At 64.9% G+C, this 15,582-nt stretch carries 14 protein-coding genes; 11 read left to right on the forward strand and 3 right to left on the reverse strand.

Features of this window, described 5'->3' with window-relative positions:
- Window positions 1-163: 163 nt before the first annotated feature.
- The 3 genes from ACOKS3_RS09105 to ACOKS3_RS09115 are packed head-to-tail and all read right to left on the reverse strand — an operon-like array spanning window position 164 to window position 5,129.
- Window positions 164-2,095 carry an ATP-binding protein gene (locus tag ACOKS3_RS09105; RefSeq protein ID WP_422763266.1) on the reverse strand — a complete coding sequence of 644 codons (1,932 nt, stop codon included), beginning with the start codon at window positions 2,093-2,095 and terminating at the stop codon, window positions 164-166.
- Window positions 2,092-2,982: an ABC transporter substrate-binding protein gene (locus ACOKS3_RS09110; protein WP_103446620.1), complete on the reverse strand. Its 891-nt coding sequence runs from the start codon at window positions 2,980-2,982 to the stop codon at window positions 2,092-2,094. The genes ACOKS3_RS09105 and ACOKS3_RS09110 overlap by 4 nt, the downstream gene beginning before the upstream one ends.
- Entirely contained in the window at window positions 2,982-5,129 is a 2,148-nt protein-coding gene (locus tag ACOKS3_RS09115; protein WP_181004465.1) for a TonB-dependent receptor plug domain-containing protein, read from the reverse strand. The genes ACOKS3_RS09110 and ACOKS3_RS09115 overlap by 1 nt, the downstream gene beginning before the upstream one ends.
- A gap of 442 nt (window positions 5,130-5,571) precedes the next feature.
- On the opposite strand from ACOKS3_RS09115, the gene ACOKS3_RS09120 reads away from it, so the two are divergent.
- The 11 genes from ACOKS3_RS09120 to kdpB all read left to right on the forward strand — a co-directional run bounded on the left by ACOKS3_RS09120 (window position 5,572) and on the right by kdpB (window position 15,574).
- Window positions 5,572-6,597: an NAD(P)H-dependent glycerol-3-phosphate dehydrogenase gene (locus ACOKS3_RS09120; protein ID WP_103446622.1), complete on the forward strand. Its 1,026-nt coding sequence runs from the start codon at window positions 5,572-5,574 to the stop codon at window positions 6,595-6,597.
- A gap of 15 nt (window positions 6,598-6,612) precedes the next feature.
- Complete coding sequence (locus tag ACOKS3_RS09125) at window positions 6,613-6,960, forward strand: DUF4389 domain-containing protein (protein ID WP_103446623.1); 348 nt, start codon at window positions 6,613-6,615, stop codon at window positions 6,958-6,960.
- Window positions 6,957-7,415, forward strand: a complete 459-nt coding sequence (sixA, locus tag ACOKS3_RS09130; protein ID WP_103446624.1) for a phosphohistidine phosphatase SixA — start codon at window positions 6,957-6,959, stop codon at window positions 7,413-7,415. The genes ACOKS3_RS09125 and sixA overlap by 4 nt, the downstream gene beginning before the upstream one ends.
- A gap of 98 nt (window positions 7,416-7,513) precedes the next feature.
- Window positions 7,514-7,900 (forward strand): hypothetical protein, encoded by a 387-nt coding sequence (locus ACOKS3_RS09135; RefSeq protein WP_374755297.1) that lies wholly within the window; start codon window positions 7,514-7,516, stop codon window positions 7,898-7,900.
- A 92-nt stretch (window positions 7,901-7,992) separates the two neighbouring features.
- Window positions 7,993-8,784, forward strand: coding sequence for an alpha/beta fold hydrolase (locus tag ACOKS3_RS09140; protein ID WP_103446626.1), 792 nt, complete (start codon window positions 7,993-7,995; stop codon window positions 8,782-8,784).
- Window positions 8,781-9,635: an alpha/beta hydrolase gene (locus ACOKS3_RS09145; RefSeq protein ID WP_103446627.1), complete on the forward strand. Its 855-nt coding sequence runs from the start codon at window positions 8,781-8,783 to the stop codon at window positions 9,633-9,635. Before ACOKS3_RS09140 ends, ACOKS3_RS09145 begins: the two co-directional genes overlap by 4 nt.
- A gap of 109 nt (window positions 9,636-9,744) precedes the next feature.
- Window positions 9,745-10,539 (forward strand): DUF4892 domain-containing protein, encoded by a 795-nt coding sequence (locus ACOKS3_RS09150; protein WP_103446628.1) that lies wholly within the window; start codon window positions 9,745-9,747, stop codon window positions 10,537-10,539.
- Between the two features lie 12 nt (window positions 10,540-10,551).
- Window positions 10,552-11,598: an AI-2E family transporter gene (locus tag ACOKS3_RS09155; RefSeq protein WP_103448223.1), complete on the forward strand. Its 1,047-nt coding sequence runs from the start codon at window positions 10,552-10,554 to the stop codon at window positions 11,596-11,598.
- A gap of 117 nt (window positions 11,599-11,715) precedes the next feature.
- Entirely contained in the window at window positions 11,716-11,805 is a 90-nt protein-coding gene (kdpF, locus tag ACOKS3_RS09160) for a K(+)-transporting ATPase subunit F (RefSeq protein ID WP_033696222.1), read from the forward strand.
- A 9-nt stretch (window positions 11,806-11,814) separates the two neighbouring features.
- The gene (gene kdpA, locus ACOKS3_RS09165; protein WP_103446629.1) at window positions 11,815-13,509 is read left to right on the forward strand and encodes a potassium-transporting ATPase subunit KdpA; all 1,695 of its coding nucleotides are present in this window, start codon (window positions 11,815-11,817) and stop codon (window positions 13,507-13,509) included.
- Between the two features lie 10 nt (window positions 13,510-13,519).
- On the forward strand, window positions 13,520-15,574 hold the full coding sequence (kdpB, locus tag ACOKS3_RS09170) for a potassium-transporting ATPase subunit KdpB (protein WP_103446630.1): 2,055 nt from the start codon (window positions 13,520-13,522) through the stop codon (window positions 15,572-15,574).
- Window positions 15,575-15,582: the final 8 nt, after the last annotated feature.

The raw sequence follows: 15,582 nt of genomic DNA on the forward strand, positions 1-15,582 counted from the left end.
TTCCCGGCCGACCCTTCTTGCTTCTGGGACGGCAGCCTACAGGTAGACTATTGCGTTGTGGTGAAAGTCACAGTGCACCTGGCGAAAGAAGTACAGGTGTGCACTGAAACGTCTATTTTCAGGTCCGAACAAGGTCCTGTCCAGTACTTAAGACTGCCGCACTTTAGCATTTATCGCCAGTCGCTGCTGTCCGTCCAGGCAACCAGCGTTGCAATACCCGCTGCAACTCGGTGCGGCGGAACGGTTTGCTCAGGTAATCATTCATGCCGACGGCCATGCAACGTTCGCGGTCGCCCTGCAGGGCATTGGCGGTCAAGGCGATGATCGGCAGTTGGGCGCAGGCCGGCAACAGGCGGATACGCCGGGTCGCTTCATAGCCATCCATATGGGGCAGGCGGCAATCCATCAGCACCGCGGCGAACGGCTGCTGGCTGACCTGCTCCACCGCCTGAAGCCCGTCGTGGGCCACGCTGACCTCCATCCCCAGGCTGCGCAACATGGCTTCGATGACGCTCTGATTGACCGGATTGTCCTCCACCAGCAGGATGCGTTTGCCGACCTCAAGCGGTGCATTGGCCGCCGAACTGCCGGGTAGCGTTGCCGATGTGGTACTGGCCAGCGGCAGTGGCATTTCCAGGGTAAAGGTCGAGCCCAGCCCTTCGCGGCTTTCACCGCGCAGCTTGCCGCCCATGCGTTCAGCCAGGGTACGGGCGATCGACAGGCCCAGGCCGGTGCCGCCATAGCGCCGCGAAATCGAGCTGTCGGCCTGCTGGAAGGCGACGAACATCATTTCCAGGCGCTCGCTGTCGATGCCGATACCGGTGTCACGTACGCTGCAGGTGATCCACAGCAATTGCCGGTCGAGCAGTTGCCAGTGCGCCTCGACCTGCACCTGGCCGCGCTCGGTGAACTTCAGGGCATTGCCGATCAGGTTGAGGAGGATCTGGCGGATGCGCGTCGGGTCGCCGACCACCTGCGGCTGTGTGCCCTCTGCCGGCAACTGCAGGTGCAGTTCCAGGCCGCGCTGCTGGGCGCTGTGCTGGAACGACTGCACGCTGCTGGCGATCAGCTCAACCAGGTTGAAGTCGATGTGCTCAAGCTGCAGCGTCGTGCGTTCGATACGCGAGAAGTCGAGGATGTCATTGATGACCTTCAGCAAATGCCCGGTGGACTCGCTGGCCACCGCGGTGTAATCCGCCTGTTCACTGGTCAGCTGGGTGGTCTCCAGCAATTGCAGCATGCCCAGCACGCCGTTCATGGGGGTGCGCAATTCGTGGCTCATCATGGCCAGGAACTCCGACTTGGCGCCGTTGGCCTCTTCGGCTTCCTCGCGCGCCTGGATCAGCTGGGCGATGGCCTGCTTCTGTTCGGCGCTGGCCTGGTCCAGGGCATTGGCGAGGTTGTTGATATGCCGCGCCAGGTGGCCGAGTTCGCTGTCGTCGACCACCGGCAGCGGTGCGTTGTATTCGCCCTGCTGGATGGCCTTGACCGCATGGCTCATGTCGCTGATCGGCTTGGCCAGGCTCATGGCCAGGCGGCGGGCAAGAAGGAAGGTGAACAGCAGGGCGAACAGCGCCAGGATGGCCGCCTTGATCACGATTTCCTGCTGGCGCTGGCTGAAGGCATCGTCCGACATGCCGACGATCACCCGGCCCAGGTAGTCGTCTCCAATGGCCGGTGTCGGCGCTTTGCCTTGTTGCAGGAAGTCGCTGTCCAGGCGGATCTGCTGCAGGCGGATCGGCGCCTGGAACACTTCCACCTGCTGCGCCCGGTTGTTGCTCTCGTCCTGCTGCTCGACGTACACCAGGATGTGGTTGCGGCTGTCCTGTACTTCGAGGAAGCGTACGTGAGGGATGCTCAGGGTGGCGCGCATCAGGCCTTCGAGGACTTCATTGTTACCGGAGATCACACCGTACTCGGATGCCGGTGCCAGCTGGTTGGCAATCAGCTGACCGGTGTGGTTCAGCTCCTGGCGCAAATCCTGGATCCGTACGAAGGTGAAAAAGCTGATCAACAGCAAGGTCAGCAACAATGCCGGGCCCAGGCTGATGATCTGGGTGCGGGTATGGATGTCCCAGCTCAGGCGTTTGCTCATGGGGTGGGTTCTCCTTCGGCCAAGGCCTTGGCGGTGGCGTTCGGATCGATCGGTTCAAGGCCCAGGGCGCGCGCTACCTGCTGGTTGCCGCTGACGGCATAGAGCGCCGGGTAAAGGCTGCGCGGCCAGTGGGCCGGAGGCTGGTCGAGCAACCGGTCGAGCACTGCCAGCCAGTCGTCCTGGTCGCTGTAGGTGCTGGCCAGTGCGCCAGCGCGCACGAAGCCGGCATTCGGGCCGATCAGCGCCATCTGTCGGCCGTAGCTGCTAAGCAGCAGGTTCTTCGCGGTCTTGGAGTTGTACAGGTCGGGGTCATCGAGGCCCAACAGCACGTCGCTGCTGGCCAGCAGGTGTTGCAGGGGGCGGCTGTCGCGTTGGTCCGGCCAGTCCTGGGCGACGATCTCCAGGCCCAGCGGGCGTGCCGCCTGGCGCAGTTCGTCGAGCAGAAACTGACTGTGCTTACCGTATAACACGCCAATGCGCTGGGCCTGTGGCAACAGGTAGTGGGCCAGGCGCAGTTGCCGTGCCAGCGGCGCGTCGCTCCACAGCAGGGTCAGGTAAGCAGGGCGCGACTTTCCCAGGCGTTGTTCAGCCTGTACCCGGCTGACGCGCATGGCCAGCGCAGGTGGCCCGTTGTTGTCGCTCAGGCGCCACTCCAGCGCGCTGTTGTCGAGCAGCACCAGGCGCACGTCGGCCTTGAGCTGAGCGGGGCGGGGCAGTGCGGCAATGCTCTTGAAACGCACTTGGTCATGGCTGCGGCGGGCTTGCAGGGCTTCGACAAAGCTGCGAAAGCCAGGCTGGTCGTCGCCGCCGACCAGCAGGATTTCGCTGGCAGACAGCGTACCCAGTGGCCACAGGCAGAACAGCAGCAGGCGTAGCAGCCGGGCCATCAGAACTCCAGCTCCGCGCTGACGCTCAGGCGGTGGCGGCTGTCATAACGGTTCTGCTCCACCGTGGTGGGCTGGTCGTCCAGGCGTTGCTGCCACAGCGCGGCCAGCTCCAGGGTGCTGTCCTGTATACGGAAGCGCTTGGCCACGCGCAGGTCAACGCGTTCGTAGCGGTACGTGTTGAGGGCGTCATCACCGTAATAGAACAGCGCGCTCGACCAACCCTCGCCCCATTCGCGCATCCAGCCGGCCGAGCCACTGTTGCGGGCGCTGAGGCGACGGTCGGCGGGGTTGCTGGCCCAGGCATCGACATAGGCATAGGTCAGGCGCAGGCGGTCGCGTGGCGCCAGGCGCCAGTCGAGTTGCGCCTCGCTGCCGCTGAAGCGGGCCTTGTTGGCATTGCTGGCGATGTACTGGTTGTTCTTCAGGGGCTCGCTGATCATTCCGGTGATCTCGTCGTAGAACAGCTTCACATCCATGCTCAGGTCGAAGTCACTGAAGTAGCCGTTATAGCCCAGCTCGCGCGAGCGCATGCGTTCCTGTTCGAGGTCGCCAGGGCCGCGGGTCTTGACGAAGTATTCGGCATTGCGCTGGCCGAATGCAGCGGGGCTCAGGTTCTTGACCGTGTAGCTCCAGTTGACGTTGTTCTCGAACATGTCCGGCGAGCGCACGGCTTCGGAGTACACTGCACGCAGGCCGTGGCGCGGCGTGATCAGGTAGTTGACCGCCATGCGCGGGGTCAGCGAGCTGCCGGACAGGCGCGAGTCTTCGAACATCGCGCCGCCCTGGAGAATCCAGTGCTCGTCGGCGCGCCATTCCAGCTGGCCGAACAGGCGCCAGGTCTGGTCGTCGATGCTGCCGTCGAAGTAGGTCTGCGAATCGGCGCGGTCATAGCGGTAATTCATGCCGCTGAGCAGGCGCAGGCTGTCTGTCAGGCTCAGGGTGTCCTGTACTTCCAGGTCATAGCGGGTCTCGCGGGTGCTCTGGTCGACATCGCCGCAGACTACATTCTTGCCACCCTGATTGTTCCACTGGTCCTTGATCGCATCGACCAGCGCCTGTTCTTCGGGGTTGCTGCTGCTTGGCGGGTTGTTCGCCCCGCGGGCGACCTTTTCGGCGAAGTCGGGATTCATCTGCCACAGGCGGGTCAACTCGGGGCTGAACGACAGCGCCGCATCGCAGGCACGCCAGACCTGCTGGCGATCGAAAAGCTGGGCCGAACCCTGCACATACAGGCTGTGCTCGGGGTTGAAGTCGATGTTCCAGCGTACCGAACCGGCATAGTCCTTGGCATTGACGTCGGCGTTGTCGCCGGCCTGGGTGACGTAGGGGAACACCGGCTGGTAGGTATACGGCCGCTGGTTGCTGCCTTCCTTGGCCGCCAGTTGCCATTCCAGGGTCTGGTCTGGTGCCAGGACGTGGCTGACACTGAGGTTGAAACGGTTCAGGCGGCGGCTGTCACGGTAGTCCTGGCCGAACTGGTTCTTGTCGAAGCCATCGTCCTGCTGGCCGGACACCGACAGGCGCATGTCGCCACCGTCCCAGCCGAAGCCGTGGCTGAGGTAATAGTCGTTGATGCCATCCTGGCCGCGGGTCAGTTTCATGCGCGTGCCGTGGCTGTCGGCCGGGTTGCGGGTGAGGATGTTGACCACTGCCATCAGTGCGTTGGCGCCGTAACTGACGGTATTGGGGCCGCGGAACACCTCGATTCGTTCGATGTCCTCGATGGCGACCGGGATGTCGCTCCAGTCCACCGTGGCCAGGCCTGCGCGGTACACCGAGCGGCCGTCGATCAGCACCTGCATGCGCCGTGCATCGTTGACGTTGCTGCCGTGGTAGTTGACGGTCGGCTGGTTGCCGGCGCCGTAGCCGATCATCATGCCCGGTACCAGGCGCAGCAGTTCGGGGATGTCGCGGGCACCGCTGGCGCGAATCAGCTCGTTGTCGAGTACGGTCATGCTACCTGGTACCGCCGCCGGGGATTGTTTCAGGCGCGTGGCGGTCAGAACCTGCGGCAGGTCGGTGTTGTCGATGAACAAATCGTCGGCCATGGCCGAGCCGCCGATCAGGGCTGTCAGCAGCAGCAGGTGAGGGTAAGGGGGCGGGCCAGGGAACACAGGACAGCCTTGTCTCAGGATTGAAACAGGCATGGTAACTGACCTTGGGGGTTTTGCCAGTGGGCTGCGTTGGATTTGCGGGCTGGTGATGGTGTTTGGATTGGGAGGTGCCTGCCTTGGGATTTGCAGTGGGGCACAAATCGAGCGCCGCCCGCGCGGCGCATCGCGAGCTGCGCTCGCTCCTACGTTTATTTCAGGCCAATGCCTCCAGTGGGATTTGCGCGCGGACGCCTTGGCGCATGGCGCGCTATCACGTCGTACCAACAAGGCCGACGCGCGCGCCTGCCACAGGCGTTACTGGCCAAAAACAAACGTAGGAGCGAGCGTAGCTCGCGATGCGCCGCGCGGGCGGCGCTCGATCTCACAGGCGCTGAAAATCCCCCGCCCAACCCAAGAACCCACCACTGGTTCTGTAGCAGGCGACCCGTATAATGAGTGGGTCGCCACTTAACTTAATGGCTTTAACGGATTGAATATGACTGAACAGCAACCTGTTGCAGTTCTGGGAGGCGGCAGCTTCGGCACCGCCGTGGCGAACCTGCTGGCCGAGAATGGCGTGCCGGTACGCCAATGGATGCGCGACCCCGAGCAGGCCGAGGCGATGCGGGTCAATCGCGAGAACCCGCGCTACCTCAAGGGTATCCGCCTGCAGGACGGGGTCGAGCCGGTCAACGACCTGCTGGCCACCTTGCAAGCCAGCGACCTGATTTTCGTCGCGCTGCCTTCGAGTGCCTTGCGCAGCGTGCTGGCGCCCCATGCCGAGCTGCTGCGTGGCAAATACCTGGTCAGCCTGACCAAGGGCATCGAAGCGCAGAGCTTCAAGCTGATGAGCCAGATCCTCGAGGAAATCGCCCCCGAAGCCCGCATCGGTGTGCTCTCCGGCCCCAACCTGGCTCGCGAGATTGCCGAGCATGCACTGACCGCCACCGTGGTCGCCAGTGAAGACGATGAGCTGTGCCAGCGCGTGCAGGCCGTGCTGCACGGGCGCACGTTCCGGGTCTACGCCAGCAGCGACCGTTTCGGCGTCGAGCTGGGCGGTGCGCTGAAGAACGTCTACGCCATCATTGCCGGCATGGCTGTGGCCCTGGGCATGGGCGAAAACACCAAGAGCATGCTGATCACCCGTGCGCTGGCCGAGATGACCCGCTTTGCCGTCAGCCAGGGTGCCAACCCCATGACGTTCCTGGGCCTGGCGGGTGTCGGTGACCTGATCGTCACCTGCTCGTCGCCCAAGAGCCGCAACTACCAGGTCGGCCACGCCCTGGGTCAGGGCCTGAGCCTGGAGCAGGCCGTCAGTCGCCTGGGCGAAGTGGCCGAAGGGGTCAATACGCTCAAGGTGCTCAAGGCCAAGGCCCAGCAAGTGCAGGTCTACATGCCGCTGGTGGCCGGCCTGCACGCCATCCTGTTCGAAGGCTGCACGCTGAACCAGGTGATCGAGCAACTGATGCGCGCCGAGCCCAAGACCGACGTCGATTTCATTTCCATCAGTGGTTTCAACTAAGCGAAGGAGCAGCACATGAACGATACCCCCGAGCGCGCCCAGCGCGAGTCGATCATCCTGCGGGTGCTGTGGATGCTGGTGTTCCTGGTGGTCTGGCAACTGGCCGAGCTGCTGCTCGGCGGCCTGGTACTGGTGCAGCTGATCTACCGCCTGGTGTATGGCGCACCGAGCGCCAGCCTGATGAACTTCGGTGACAGCCTGAGCCAGTACCTGGCGCAGATTGGCCGTTTTGGTACCTTCCACACGGATCAGAAACCCTGGCCGTTCGCCGACTGGCCGGCAGCCCGTGCCCCGGAAGGCGAGGCGCCCCACGCCGTGGCCCCGGCACCGCACCCGGTACGTGACGAGGAGCCCAAGCTGTGAAGCTGTGGGTGTTGCGCCACGGCGAGGCGGAGCCGCGCGCCAACACCGACGCTGAGCGGCGCCTGACCGGCCATGGCCGCGAGCAGGTGCTGCACAGCGCGGCCCGGCTGCTTGGCCAGCCGTTGCAGGCGATCATCGCCAGCCCGTATGTGCGGGCACAGCAGACGGCGGCGCTGGTGCATGACACCCTGGGCTTCGCCGAGCCCGTTCGCACCGTGCCATGGCTGACACCTGAAAGCGACGTGCGGCAGGTGATCGGCGAGGTCGAACGCCTGGGCCTGGAGCATGTGTTGCTGGTCAGCCACCAGCCACTGGTGGGCTCGCTGGTCGGCATGCTCGAGCATGGCCATGTTCAGCAACCGGCGCCCATGAGCACTGCCAGTCTGGCGGAGCTGGAAGGCGACTGGCCCCTGGCTGGGCTGATGACGTTGCGCGTGCTTAGTTCGCCAGAGTGATCGGGAGCAACTGGCATTTTTGCCAGTTGCCAGCCATTTGGATCAAACGGATGCTTGGCGCCAATTTGATCAGTAGATGACAGGGCAGGGAGCGTTGAATGAGCGGGTTGATGCACGAGCTGTTGCGCTCTCTGGATCTGCAGCCCACTATCGAAGCCGTACAGCGTGACAACCGTCTCGATTTCGCCCGGTACGCCCTGTTGCGCGAGGCCGCCGACGCCAAGTTCCATCACCTGATGGGCAGAGTGCGTAACACAGTCGAGCAGCGCCCCATGGACAACCTGCTGGTCGAGCAGGACCTGCACGAACTGCAGCAGTCCTGCGTACGCATGTCCCACCTGCTGCAGACCAGCTGCCTGGCCCTGCGCCGGCTGCAACTCGATGTCCGGGACCAACGCCTGGCCCGTGAGGCACTGGAAGGGCAGATTGCCTACATGCAAGCCTGCCTGCGCCGCTCGCTGGCCAGTTTCGACCAGTCGGCATGACCTGATTGCCCTTGGCGATGACATTTACAGACGTTGCCGAGTGCCGGCGCGATGCCGACAATGAGCCATCATCCCCGTCCGGACCAGGCGCCATGTCGCAGCAGATCTTCTTCGCTCATGCCAACGGTTTTCCCTCGGCCACCTACGGCAAACTGTTCGCCGCCTTGGCGCCGGATTATCAGGTCAGTCATCTGGCCCAGCACGCCCATGACCCGCGCTTTCCGGTGGACGACAACTGGCAGCAGCTGGTCGACGAACTGCTGCATCACCTGGTGCAGCAGGCGGCGGCGCCGGTGTGGGGCGTCGGCCATTCGCTGGGCGGCGTGCTGCACCTGCACGCCGCCTTGCGCCGGCCCGAGTTGTACCGCGGCGTGGTGATGCTCGACTCACCGGTATTGACCCGCGCAGACCAGTGGCTGCTGCGCACCGCCAAGCGCTTTGGCTTCATCGACCGTATCACACCGGCCGGCCGTACCCTGGGGCGGCGTGAAGCCTTTGCCGACCGTGACAGCGCGCGCGCCTACTTTGCCAGCAAGTCGCTGTTCCGCCACTTTGACCCGGATTGCCTGGAAGCCTACCTCGAACATGGTCTGCAAGCGGATGTAGGAGGCTTGCGCCTGCGCTTCGACCCGGCCACGGAGATCAGCATCTACCGCAATATCCCGCACGCCAGCCCGGCGCCTGCACGCCAGTTGCAGGTGCCCTTGGCGATGGTACGTGGCGAGCGCAGCAACGTCATCCGCCGCCACCACGCACTGGCGGTGCGCGGCATGCCGCGGGGCGAATACCATAGTGTGCCGGGCGGGCACATGTTCCCGCTGGAACGGCCGACCGACACGGCCAGCCTGATCAAGGGCCTGTTCGATCGCTGGAGCCAGGCATGAGCACGCAGGTCGAGGAAGTGCGCCTGAGCCTGGGCCACATCGAGCTGGCCGCGCACCTGTTCGGCCCGGAGGATGGCCTGCCGGTGATCGCCCAGCACGGCTGGCTGGACAACGCCAACAGCTTCTCCCGCCTGGCCCCGCAGTTGAAGGGCCTGCGCATCGTCGCCCTCGATCTGGCCGGGCACGGATACTCCGAGCATCGCCCATTGGGCGCGGGTTATGCCTTGGCCGATTACGCCCACGATGTGCTGCGGGTGGCCGAGCAACTGGGCTGGCAGCGTTTTGCCCTGCTCGGGCATTCGTTGGGCGCGATCATTTCGGTGCAACTGGCCGGCGCCTTGCCAGACCGGGTCAGCCACCTTGCCCTGATCGATGGTGTCATCCCCCCGACCGGCGCCGAGCAGGATGCCGGTGAGCGCCTGGGCATGGCCCTGCAGGCCCAATTGCGCCTCGATGGCAAGCGCAAGTCCGTTTACCCGACCCTGGAAGAGGGCGTGCAGGCGCGCATGAAGGGCATGGTCGCGGTCAGCCGCGAAGCCGCCGAGCGCCTGGCCCAGCGCGGCCTGATGCCGGTGCCCGGTGGTTACAGCTGGCGCAGCGACAGCCGTCTGACCCTTCCATCGCCGGTACGCCTGAGCCAGGGCCAGGCCATGGCCTACGTGCGGCGAGTGAGCTGCCCTGCCAGCCTGGTGGTGGCGGCCGACGGCATGCTGGTGCGCCACACCGAACTGCTGGAGCAGCTACCCTTTGAGCAGACCGTGCTGCCCGGTGGGCATCACCTGCACCTGAACGACGAAGAGGGCGCGGCCCTTGTCGCAGACTGTTTCAATCGCTTCTTTGGCTTTGCTTGACTTGCACCGGACAAGTGTCGAGGCTTGGCGGGTTGAACAGGGAGACAACCATGCAACTGCCAGACATCCTGGAGCTTCAACCCGGCGCGCCGCGCCGCTTGGGTCGCCGATGAGCGCCCCCGTTTCCATGCGTACTGCCATCGCCACCTGCCTCGCACTGGCCAGCCCCTTGCTGTGGGCCGGCAGCCTGCCCGTGCCTGTGGACGCCAAGGTGGTCGACCAGCGCCCGGCCGTGGAGCAGGAACGTGTCTACCCCATGGGCCCGCTGCGCAAGATCAGTGGCCGCCTGCGTGTCGAAGACAAGATCGAAAGCCGTGGCCAGGTCAGTTCGGTCACCTACGAGCTGCCGGTCGAGCGCAGCGCCCGCGAAGCCTTCACCAGCGCCCGCGAGGCGCTGCAGCATGACGGTGGCTATCCGTTGTTCTGGTGCCAGGGCCGCGATTGCGGCGAAGGCAGCCTGTGGGCCAACGACGTGTTTGCCAATGCCCGGCTGAACGGCGGTGACGAGCAGCAGGCGTTCATCCTGCTGCGCCGCTCGGCCGAGGAGGCCGACACCCTGGTTGCACTGTACAGCGTCACCCGTGGCAACCGTCGCGCCTATCTGCATGTGGAAGAGTTCGTCGCCAGCAGCCCGCTGGGTGAGATACTGCCCACCGCCGCCACGGTGCTGCGCGAAATGCGTGACACCGGCAAGCTCGACTACCCTGACCTGGCTGCGCCGCAGGACAGCTGGGTGACCTTGCTGGCGCGCAGCCTGAACCTCGACAGCACCATGCGCGCGAGCCTGAGTGGCGTCCAGGCCGAGGCCTGGCGCGAGCAACTGGTGAAGGCAGGTGTGCGTGATGGCCGCCTCGAAGTCGGCAATGCACCCACCGATGGCCTGCACCTGGAACTGATTCGTTGAGTGAGCGCCGCCATGGCCAATAATGACCGCCTGCTGATCCAGATTCTGCTGCTGGCGCTGCTGGGTGCCGCCCTGTGGGTCATGGCACCGTTCATCTCCGCGCTGCTGTGGGGGGCTATCCTGGCGTTCGCCAGCTGGCCGCTGATGCGCCTGCTGACGCGTGTGCTGGGGGGGCGTGAAACCCTGGCCGCCAGCCTGCTGACCACGGCCTGGATCCTGATCGTTGCCTTGCCGCTGGTGTGGCTGGGCTTCAACCTGGCCGACCACATCCGCGACGCCACCGCCTTTGTGCGTGACGTGCAGGTCGATGGCCTGCCCGATGCACCTGACTGGCTGGGCGGCATTCCCTTCGTGGGCGAGCGCCTGGTCAGTTGGTGGCAATCCCTCGATCAGCAAGGCGCGGCTTTGCTGCAGTCGATAAAGCCGTACCTGGGGCAGGTCGGCAATTGGCTGCTGGCGCGCAGTGCGCAGATCGGCAGCGGAGTGCTGGAGCTGACCCTGAGCCTGGTGTTCGTGTTCTTCTTCTACCGTGACGGGCCGCGGTTGTCGGCTTTCGTGCTGCGGCTGCTGCACCGGTTGGTGGGCGAGCGGGCCGATTACTACCTGGAGCTGGTGGCCGGGACCGTCCAGCGGGTAGTAAACGGTGTGATTGGCACGGCGGCAGCCCAGGCGCTGCTGGCACTGATTGGTTTCCTGATTGCCGGAGTGCCTGGGGCAATCGTGCTGGGCCTGGTGACCTTCATGCTCAGCCTGATCCCGATGGGGCCGCCATTGGCCTGGATCCCGGCGACGGGCTGGCTGGTGTGGAAGGGCGAATACGGCATGGCGGTATTCCTCGGTATCTGGGGCACCTTCGTCATCAGCGGCGTGGACAACGTGCTCAAACCGTACCTGATCAGCCGCGGCGGCAACCTGCCGCTGGTCATCGTGCTGCTGGGTGTGTTTGGTGGTTTGCTTGCCTTTGGCTTTATCGGCCTGTTCATCGGGCCGACCTTGTTGGCAGTCGGTTACAGCCTGCTGCTGGACTGGAGCCGTAACTCGGCGCAAACCCCACAGTAAGGCTGTTTTTACGCATTCTTTATAGCCAGTCCCACCCTCTGGTCTCGTCCCTTTACGCCCATCCCTCAGACAATTCCCCCAAAGCGGCCCTGGCCGCACCACGGGGGAGTTCCACTCATGTACATGCTCGACGGGTTGTCACTGCTGTTGGCAGTGGCCTTGGCGGTTTACCTGCTGGTAGCGCTGCTGCGCGCCGATCGCAGCTAGGGAGCGGCCATGCACAGTTACGATTACCTTTTGCTGCTGGCCTTCTTCGCCATTGTGCTGCTGCCAGCACCCTGGCTTGGGCGCTTTTATTACAAGGTCATGGAAGGGCAGCGCACCTGGCTGACGCCCGTGCTTGGCCCGGTTGAGCAGGGCTGCTACCGCCTGGCTGGCGTGCGCGCCGACCAGGAGCAGAACTGGAAGCAGTACATGCTGGCCCTGCTGGCCTTCAACCTGGCCGGCTTCCTGCTGCTGTTCAGCGTGCTCCTGCTGCAAGGCTACCTTCCACTCAACCCGCAGCACCTGCCTGGCCAAGAGTGGTCGCTGGCCTTCAACACAGCGGTGAGCTTCGTCACCAACACCAACTGGCAGGCCTACAGCGGTGAAGCGTCGGTCAGCTACCTGAGCCAGATGCTCGGACTGACCGTGCAGAACTTCGTCAGCGCTGCCACTGGCCTGGCCGTGCTGGTTGCGCTGTGCCGCGGCATCGCCCGCCGTTCTACCACCAGCTTGGGCAACTTCTGGGTCGACATGACCCGCGCTACCCTCTACGGCCTGCTGCCGCTGTGCTTGCTGCTGGCGCTGCTGCTGGTATGGCAGGGCGTGCCGCAGACCTTCGCCGACTACGCCCATGCCGTGACCCTGCAAGGCGCCGACCAGACCATCCCACTGGGCCCGGCCGCGAGCCAGATCGCCATCAAGCAGCTGGGCACCAACGGTGGCGGCTTCTTCGGCGTCAACTCGGCTCACCCGTTCGAAAACCCCACGGCCTGGAGCAACCTGTTCGAGGTGGCCTCGATCATCCTGATCCCGGTGGCGCTGGTGTTCACCTTCGGGCACTACGTCAAGGACCTGCGCCAGAGCCGCGCCATCATCGCCTGTATGCTCGCGCTGTTCCTGCTGGGTGGCGGTACGGCGCTGTGGTCGGAATACCAGCCGAATACGGCGCTGGAAAGCGCCCAGGTGCAGCAGAGCGCGCCGATGGAAGGCAAGGAGAGCCGCTTCGGCACCACCGGCTCGGTGCTGTGGACCGTGACCACCACAGCGGCCTCCAATGGCTCGGTCAATGCCATGCACGACAGCCTCAACCCGCTGACCGGCATGGTCGCGATGGTCAACATGATGGTGGGTGAAGTGATCTTCGGCGGCGTCGGCGCCGGGCTCTACGGCATGCTGCTGTTCGTGCTGATCGCCGTGTTCCTGGCCGGATTGATGATTGGCCGCACGCCAGAATACCTGGGCAAGAAGCTGCAAGCGCGGGAGGTGCAGCTGCTGGTGGCGACCTTGCTGGTGATGCCGGTGGGCGTGCTGGTGCTTGGCGCCATCGCCGCCAGCCTGCCAGGCCCGGCAGGTGCAGTGAGCAACCCGGGCGCCCACGGCTTCAGTCAGTTGCTGTACGCCTACACCTCAGGCACCGCCAACAATGGCTCGGCGTTCGCCGGGTTTGGCGCCAACACGGTGTATCACAACGTGATGATCGGCCTGGCCATGCTGATCGGCCGCTTCGGCTACATCCTGCCGATCCTGGCCCTGGCCGGCAGCCTGGCGGCGAAGAAGAGCGTGCCCCAGGGCAGCAACAGCTTCCCCACCCATGGCCCGCTGTTCGCTTGCCTGTTGCTGGTGACAATCCTGCTGGTCGGTGGCCTGACCTTCCTGCCGACCCTGGCCCTCGGGCCAATCGCCGAACAACTGAGCCTGGGTTTCTGAGGAATCATCCATGAACATGCCCATTCCTGAAGTGAAAGCCTCACACAGTGCCAAGGACCAGACCCGCTTTGCGGCCCTGTGGCGGCCGGCGCTGGTGCAGGCCTTCGTCAAGCTCGATCCGCGCCAGCTAAAACGGGCGCCGGTGATGCTGGTGGTCGCCCTGACGGCCATCCTCACCACCGCGCTGTGCTTCGCGCCTGGCAATGGCGTCAGCACCGGTGTTGCCGTGCAGATTGCCCTGTGGCTGTGGTTCACCGTGCTGTTCGCCAACTTTGCCGAGGCCCTCGCCGAGGGCCGTGGCAAGGCTCGCGCCGATAGCCTCAAGGCCGGTAGCCAGGGGCTGACGGCACAGCGCCGCAAACGCGATGGGAGTTTCGAGAGCGTCGCGGCCACGGCGCTGCGCAAAGACGATGTGGTGCGTGTGGTGGCTGGCGAGATGATCCCCGGCGACGGTGAGGTGCTCGAAGGTATCGCGGCGGTCAACGAAGCGGCCATCACCGGCGAGTCCGCGCCGGTCATCCGTGAATCCGGCGGTGACCGCTCAGCCGTTACCGGCAACACCCGGCTGGTCTCCGACTGGCTGCTGATCCGCATCACCAGCAACCCCGGCGAGTCGACCCTGGACCGCATGATCGCCCTGGTCGAAGGCGCCAAGCGGCAGAAGACCCCCAACGAAATCGCCCTCGACATCCTGCTGATCGGTCTGACCCTGATCTTCCTGATCGTGGTGGTGACCCTGCAACCATTCGCCCATTTCGCCGGCGGCAGCCTGCCGCTGATCTTCCTCGCCGCGCTGCTGGTGACGCTGATCCCCACCACCATTGGCGGCCTGCTCTCGGCCATCGGCATCGCCGGCATGGACCGCCTGGTGCGCCTGAACGTGATCGCCCGCTCCGGCCGCGCAGTGGAGGCGGCCGGCGACGTGCATACGTTGATGCTCGACAAGACCGGCACCATCACCTTCGGCAACCGCCGCTGCAGCGCCCTGCACGCGGCCCAGGGCGTGACCGCCAAGGAGCTGGGGGAGGGTGCCTTGCTCGCTTCGCTGGCCGACGACACTGCCGAGGGCAAGTCGATCGTCGAGTACCTGCGCCAGTTGCACGACTTCATCGAACCGTCAGCTGGGCAGTACCAGGCCATCGCCTTCAGCGCCGAGACGCGCCTGTCGGGCATCGACTTCCAGCAGCACCGCTATCGCAAGGGCGCCGTCGATGCCGTGCTGGCCTTCGTCGGTATGCAGCGCCTGGACCTGCCCACCGCATTGGCCCGTGAAGTTGAGAGGATCGCACAGAGCGGCGGCACCCCGTTGCTGGTGTGCCTGGATAAACGCCTGCTCGGCGTGATCCACCTCAAGGACGTGGTCAAGCCGGGCATCCGCGAGCGTTTTGCCGAGCTGCGCAAGCTGGGCATCCGCACTGTGATGGTGACCGGTGACAACCCGCTGACCGCCGCAGCCATCGCGGCCGAGGCCGGCGTGGACGATGTGCTCGCCGAAGCCACGCCGGAGAAGAAACTGGCACGCATCCGCCAGGAGCAGAACGACGGCCGCCTGGTGGCGATGTGCGGCGACGGCGCCAACGACGCCCCGGCGCTGGCCCAGGCAGACGTCGGCATGGCCATGAACGATGGAACCCAAGCGGCGCGCGAGGCGGCCAACATGGTCGACCTGGACAGCGACCCGACCAAGCTGCTGGACGTGGTGCAGGTGGGCAAGGAGCTGCTGGTGACCCGCGGAGCGCTGACTACCTTCTCCATCGCCAATGACGTGGCCAAGTACTTCGCCATCCTGCCGGCGCTGTTCGCTGCCATCTACCCGCAACTCGGCGTGCTCAACCTGATGCACCTGGCCAGCCCGCAGAGCGCGATCCTCTCGGCCATCGTGTTCAACGCGTTGATCATCATCGTGCTGATCCCGCTGGCACTGCGCGGTGTGCGTGTGCAGGCGGCGAGCGCGGCGCACCTGCTGCGGCGCAACCTGCTGATCTACGGGCTGGGCGGCATCATCGTGCCGTTTGCCGGGATCAAGCTGATCGACCTGCTGCTCAATGCCTTGCACCTGGTCTGAGGAGGCCA

This window comes from Pseudomonas sp. HS6-2, assembly GCF_049325675.2.
Taxonomy (GTDB): domain Bacteria; phylum Pseudomonadota; class Gammaproteobacteria; order Pseudomonadales; family Pseudomonadaceae; genus Aquipseudomonas; species Aquipseudomonas putida_N.

What these genes read in the sequence shown, in the direction of transcription:
- ACOKS3_RS09105 (WP_422763266.1), bottom strand. Translation starts at nt 2,095, where the DNA reads ATGAGCAAACGCCTGAGCTGGGACATCCATACCCGCACCCAGATCATC.
- ACOKS3_RS09110 (WP_103446620.1), bottom strand. Translation starts at nt 2,982, where the DNA reads ATGGCCCGGCTGCTACGCCTGCTGCTGTTCTGCCTGTGGCCACTGGGT.
- ACOKS3_RS09115 (WP_181004465.1), bottom strand. Translation starts at nt 5,129, where the DNA reads ATGCCTGTTTCAATCCTGAGACAAGGCTGTCCTGTGTTCCCTGGCCCG.
- ACOKS3_RS09120 (WP_103446622.1), top strand. Translation starts at nt 5,572, where the DNA reads ATGACTGAACAGCAACCTGTTGCAGTTCTGGGAGGCGGCAGCTTCGGC.
- ACOKS3_RS09125 (WP_103446623.1), top strand. Translation starts at nt 6,613, where the DNA reads ATGAACGATACCCCCGAGCGCGCCCAGCGCGAGTCGATCATCCTGCGG.
- ACOKS3_RS09135 (WP_374755297.1), top strand. Translation starts at nt 7,514, where the DNA reads ATGAGCGGGTTGATGCACGAGCTGTTGCGCTCTCTGGATCTGCAGCCC.
- ACOKS3_RS09140 (WP_103446626.1), top strand. Translation starts at nt 7,993, where the DNA reads ATGTCGCAGCAGATCTTCTTCGCTCATGCCAACGGTTTTCCCTCGGCC.
- ACOKS3_RS09145 (WP_103446627.1), top strand. Translation starts at nt 8,781, where the DNA reads ATGAGCACGCAGGTCGAGGAAGTGCGCCTGAGCCTGGGCCACATCGAG.
- ACOKS3_RS09150 (WP_103446628.1), top strand. Translation starts at nt 9,745, where the DNA reads ATGAGCGCCCCCGTTTCCATGCGTACTGCCATCGCCACCTGCCTCGCA.
- ACOKS3_RS09155 (WP_103448223.1), top strand. Translation starts at nt 10,552, where the DNA reads ATGGCCAATAATGACCGCCTGCTGATCCAGATTCTGCTGCTGGCGCTG.
- kdpF (WP_033696222.1), top strand. Translation starts at nt 11,716, where the DNA reads ATGTACATGCTCGACGGGTTGTCACTGCTGTTGGCAGTGGCCTTGGCG.
- kdpA (WP_103446629.1), top strand. Translation starts at nt 11,815, where the DNA reads ATGCACAGTTACGATTACCTTTTGCTGCTGGCCTTCTTCGCCATTGTG.
- kdpB (WP_103446630.1), top strand. Translation starts at nt 13,520, where the DNA reads ATGAACATGCCCATTCCTGAAGTGAAAGCCTCACACAGTGCCAAGGAC.